This window comes from Neisseria sp. P0022.S010, assembly GCF_051956635.1.
In genome coordinates, this window is record NZ_JBQCXF010000218.1 from 1 (window position 1) to 4,831 (window position 4,831).

Here is a 4,831-nt window from a genome sequence, read left to right on the forward strand (position 1 = left end):
ATCCTAAAAAAATGAATATCTTTTACGAAGAGTCCGGCCAATTCAAAGTTGCCTCCATCGTCCAAAAAAACGACGCCACCTACCAAGTCGATACCCAACACGGCAAACGCACCAAAGTGAAGGCAAATAATGTCTTTGCCGAATTTGACGGCGATATGGCGGCGTTTTTAGAGAACGCGCAGGCGCAGGCGGCGGACATCGACACCGATTTATTGTGGGAAGTATGCGGCGAAGAGGAATTTACCGCTGAGGCGATTGCCGAAGAATATTTCGGCCATGCACCGACCAAAACCGAGCTGGCGGCAACTTTGATTGCGCTGTACGCCGCGCCGATGTATTTCTACAAAAAAGCCAAAGGCGTATTCAAAGCCGCGCCCGAAGAAACTTTGAAACAAGCGCTTGCCGCCATCGAACGCAAAAAACAGCAAGACGCGCAAATCGACGCTTGGGCAGAAGCCTTGAAACGCGGCGAGATGCCGTCTGAAATCGCGGCGGATTTGAAAACCATCCTGCACGCGCCCGACAAGCAGTCGCTGACCTACAAAGCCTTTACCAAAGCCGCCGATGCGCTGAAAACCTCCGCCTATGAATTGGCGAAAAAAACGGGCGGCATTACGTCCATTCCCCAATACCTGCAAGACGGGTTTGAAATCAAATACTTCCCCAAAGGAACAGGCTTCCCCGACCTTCCGCTTCCTGAAATGCCCGACTTGCCCAAGGCTGACGTTACCGCCTTTTCCATTGATGACGAATCGACCACCGAAGTCGATGATGCCTTGAGCCTGACCGACTTGGGCAATGGCATGAAGCGCGTCGGCATCCACATCGCCGCGCCGTCGCTTGCCGTTAAACCGGGCGACAAAATGGAAAAAAACATCATGGAACGCTTGAGCACGGTCTATTTCCCCGGCGGCAAAATCACCATGCTGCCCGAAAACTGGATTGCCGCGTTCAGCCTTGATGCGGGTGCGTACCGCCCTGCCGTCAGCATTTATTTCGATGTGGACAGCGAGTTCAACGTCGGCGAGTCAACCTGCAAAATCGAAGCGGTCAACATCGCCGAAAACCTGCGCATTCAAGCCATTGAGCCGCATTTCAACGCCGAAACCGGCTTGGACGAAGCAGGCGAAATGATGTTTGCCCACCATCAAGACCTGATTTGGTTCTATCAATTCGCCATCGCCCTGCAAAAAGCGCGCGGCAAATACGAACCCGACCGTGCGCCGCAATACGATTACAGCATCGAATTGGATGAAGAAGGCAACGTATCCGTTGTCCGCCGCGAACGCGGTTCGCCCATCGATACGCTGGTCAGCGAGATGATGATTCTTGCCAACAGCACTTGGGCGCAAATGCTGGACGAAAACGAGCTGCCCGGCCTTTTCCGCGTCCAACCGGCAGGCAAAGTGCGCATGAGCACCAAATCCGAACCGCACATCGGCATGGGCGTGCAGCATTACGGCTGGTTTACCTCGCCGCTGCGCCGCGCCGCCGACTACATCAACCAAAAACAGCTGATCAGCCTGATTGACGACACGGCCGAGCCGCTGTATCAAAACAGCGATGCCGAGCTTTTTGCCGCGCTGCGCGACTTCGATGCCGCCTATACAGCCTACGCCGACTTCCAACGCCAAATGGAAGCCTACTGGAGCCTCGTGTACCTGCAACAGCAAGGAACGAGCGAGTTGACGGCTACCATCCTCAAAGAAGACATCGTCCGCATTGAGGGGCTGCCGCTGGTAACGCGCGCGACCGGTATTCCGTTTGACGCGCTGCCCAAATCGCAGGCATTGTTCAAAATCACTGAATTGGATGCCGAGAAGCAGTTTATCGCGCTCAACTATCAAAAAGCCGTTTTACCGGGCTGATAACGTTATTTAGTTTGAAAAAAGGCCGTCTGAACAAAGAAACAGAAATCTTTGATTTCGTTTTCATCCCCGTTCAGACGGTCTTCATCATCTAAAAATGCTACAATTCCCTTTTCTGCCCATCATTTCAAACCATGAAAAAAAACGCCCCCCAATCCTTTGAAGAAGCCTTATCCCGCCTCGAAACCCTGACCCAGGCCATGCAAAGCAGCGAAATGCCGCTAGAAGACGCCCTGGCCGCCTATCAGGAAGGCAACGAATTGGTCAGATACTGCCAAACCAAATTGGCGGAAGTCGAGCAGAAACTGCAAGTTTTGGATGCCGGCAAACTGAAGGAGTTGAACCTTGAACCCGGCGAATGAACTCAAAACATGGCAGCAAAAAGCCCAAGCGCAAACCGAATTGCTGCTGGCGCATTTCTTGCCGTCTGAAAACCAAGTGCCGCACACGCTGCACGAAGCCATGCGTTACGTTACCCTCGGCGGCGGCAAACGGCTGCGCCCACTCTTGGTGCTTGCCGCGTCCGAATTGGGCGAAGCAAACCAAAATGCCGTCGAGCAGGCGATGGCGGCCATTGAAATGGTGCACGTCTATTCACTGGTTCACGACGATATGCCGGCGATGGACAACGACAGCCTGCGCCGCGGCAAACCGACCTGCCATGTGCAATACGACGAAGCCACCGCCCTTTTGGTCGGCGATGCGCTGCAAACCCAAGCCTTTGATGTACTGAGCCGTCCGACAGGCCTGCCTGCCGAACGCCAGCTTGCCATGTTGTCCACGCTGGCCCAGGCATCCGGCAGCCTCGGCATGGCGGGCGGACAAGCCATCGACCTGGCCAATGTCGGCAAAGCCATGAATCAGGCCGAATTGGAACAGATGCACAGCCTCAAGACCGGCGCACTCATCCGCGCGGCCGTGGCCTTAGGCGCACTTTCCTGCCCGGACTTAACACCGGCGCAAATCCAAACCTTAGACCGCTACGCCGCCAAATTGGGCCTGGCTTTCCAAGTGATCGACGATGTATTGGACTGCGAAGCCGATACCGCCACCTTGGGCAAAACCGCCGGCAAAGACTCGGACAACGACAAACCGACCTACGTCAAACTGATGGGCCTGCACGCCGCGCGCACTTACGCAGAAACGCTGATTGCAGAAGCCGTTGCCCTGATCGAGCCATTCGGCGGCAAAGCCCTGCGCCTGCGCCAACTGGCCGAGTTTGTTACTGCACGGAAAAACTAAACCTGCAAATAAAATAAAGGCCGTCTGAAACCTGATTTTAAGTTTCAGACGGCCTTTTTAACAGCCTGTTTGGCTGGTATCAACTGAATGCAGAGTCTTTCAAAATACGGCTCAGAACCCCCCCCGCAAACTGCATTGACAAGCCTCAGCCTGTCCGTTTAATCCAATAGGGCATCTACAAACGCTTTGGCATTAAATGGACGCAAATCGTCGATGCCTTCGCCTACGCCGATGTAGCGGACAGGAATTGGACGGTCAGAGGCAAGAGCGGCAAGGATACCACCTTTAGCCGTACCGTCGAGCTTGGTGACGATCAGGCCGGTCAGACCCAGCGCTTCGTCAAAGGCTTTCACTTGGTTGACGGCGTTTTGACCAATATTGGCATCAAGCACGACAATGATTTCATGTGGCGCATCCGGCATGGCTTTTTGCAACACGCGTTTCACTTTTTTGATTTCTTCCATCAAATGAAGCTGCGTCGGCAGGCGGCCGGCAGTATCGGCCAGCACAATGTCGATACCGCGCGCTTTCGCGGCTTGGACGGCATCGAAGCAAACGGCGGCGGAATCACCCGTAGTTTGCGAAATCACGGTTACATTGTTGCGTTCGCCCCAAGCTTGAAGCTGCTCACGCGCGGCGGCGCGGAAAGTATCGCCTGCCGCCAACAGCACAGATTTGCCCTGCGCTTGGAAGTATTTGGCGAGTTTGCCGATAGATGTGGTTTTGCCTGCGCCGTTGATACCGGCAAGCATAATCACGAAAGGCTCCTTGATTTCCGGCAAGACCAAAGGTTTTTCCAGAGGCTTAATCAAGTCGTACAGCGCATCTTTCAGCGCGCCGCGCAATTCGTTGCCGTCTTTGAGGCCTTTGAGGCTGACACGGTCGCGCACATCTTTCATCAAGTATTCGGTGGCTTCCATGCCCATATCGCTGGTAATCAGCACGGTTTCCAGCTCTTCGTACAAATCCTCGTCAATTTGTCCGCCGCCGAACACGCCGGCCAACGATTTTGCCATTTTGTCGCGTGATTTGGTCAAGCCTTGTTTCAAACGTGCGGCCCAACTGAGCTTGGGCTCTTCCACCGGAGCAGGGGCTTCAACCGGTGTTTCCGAAACGGCTTCTTGAGCTTGCTCGACAGTCTCGCTAACTGCTTCAACAGCTTCTTCTTTGACCGCTTCTGCCTGTTCTGCTGCTTCTTCAGCAGCCTCAGCTATTTCAGACGGCATCTCGGCAACGGTTTCTTGAACCTGTTCAACAGCCTCGCTGACGGTTTCAACGGCCGTTTCTTTTGCCGCCTCAGCCTGTTCTGCTGCTTCTTCAGCAGCCTCGGCCGCTTCAGACGGCATCACGGCAACGGCTTCTTGAACCTGTTCAACAGCCTCGCTGACGGTTTCAACGGCCGTTTCTTTTGCCGCTTCAAGGTGTTCTTCCACTTTTTCAACTGTTTCAGACGGCGTTTCGGTCAAAGCTTCCCGCACCTGCTCGACGGTTTCACTGACAGTTTCAACAGCCGATTCGACAACTGATTCAATATGCCCTTTGACGCTTTCCGCTAAAGATTCGGCATCTTCTTTAATATTTTCAACTACTTGAACAACTTCAGATTCTACTTTTGCTGCGGTTTCCTGAACTTGAGCCTCCTCAGGAGCCGGAGTTTCCTGTTTTTTCTTGCGACGGAAGAAGCTGAACATTAAATTTTCCTTTTAATTTTAGAAACTTGA

At 53.7% G+C, this 4,831-nt stretch carries 4 protein-coding genes; 3 read left to right on the top strand and 1 reads right to left on the bottom strand.

What is annotated here, in order from left to right; translation table 11 throughout:
- Positions 1–11 precede the first annotated feature (11 nt).
- The 3 genes from ACTHUT_RS14000 (at position 12) to ACTHUT_RS14010 (ending at position 3,110) form a co-directional block, all read left to right on the top strand.
- Positions 12–1,868 carry a ribonuclease catalytic domain-containing protein gene (locus tag ACTHUT_RS14000; protein WP_440385876.1) on the top strand — a complete coding sequence of 619 codons (1,857 nt, stop codon included), beginning with the start codon at positions 12–14 and terminating at the stop codon, positions 1,866–1,868.
- A gap of 134 nt (positions 1,869–2,002) precedes the next feature.
- Positions 2,003–2,230, top strand: a complete 228-nt coding sequence (locus tag ACTHUT_RS14005; protein WP_440385875.1) for an exodeoxyribonuclease VII small subunit — start codon at positions 2,003–2,005, stop codon at positions 2,228–2,230.
- Positions 2,214–3,110, top strand: a complete 897-nt coding sequence (locus tag ACTHUT_RS14010; RefSeq protein WP_440385874.1) for a polyprenyl synthetase family protein — start codon at positions 2,214–2,216, stop codon at positions 3,108–3,110. Before ACTHUT_RS14005 ends, ACTHUT_RS14010 begins: the two co-directional genes overlap by 17 nt.
- A 158-nt stretch (positions 3,111–3,268) precedes the next feature.
- On the opposite strand, the gene ftsY is transcribed toward ACTHUT_RS14010, so the two are convergent.
- A complete protein-coding gene (ftsY, locus tag ACTHUT_RS14015) occupies positions 3,269–4,801 on the bottom strand; it encodes a signal recognition particle-docking protein FtsY (protein ID WP_440418922.1) in 1,533 nt (510 codons plus the stop codon).
- Positions 4,802–4,831: the final 30 nt, after the last annotated feature.

Coding starts and splice junctions, on each gene's coding strand:
- ftsY (WP_440418922.1), bottom strand. CDS start 4,801: ATGTTCAGCTTCTTCCGTCGCAAGAAAAAACAGGAAACTCCGGCTCCT.
- ACTHUT_RS14000 (WP_440385876.1), top strand. CDS start 12: ATGAATATCTTTTACGAAGAGTCCGGCCAATTCAAAGTTGCCTCCATC.
- ACTHUT_RS14005 (WP_440385875.1), top strand. CDS start 2,003: ATGAAAAAAAACGCCCCCCAATCCTTTGAAGAAGCCTTATCCCGCCTC.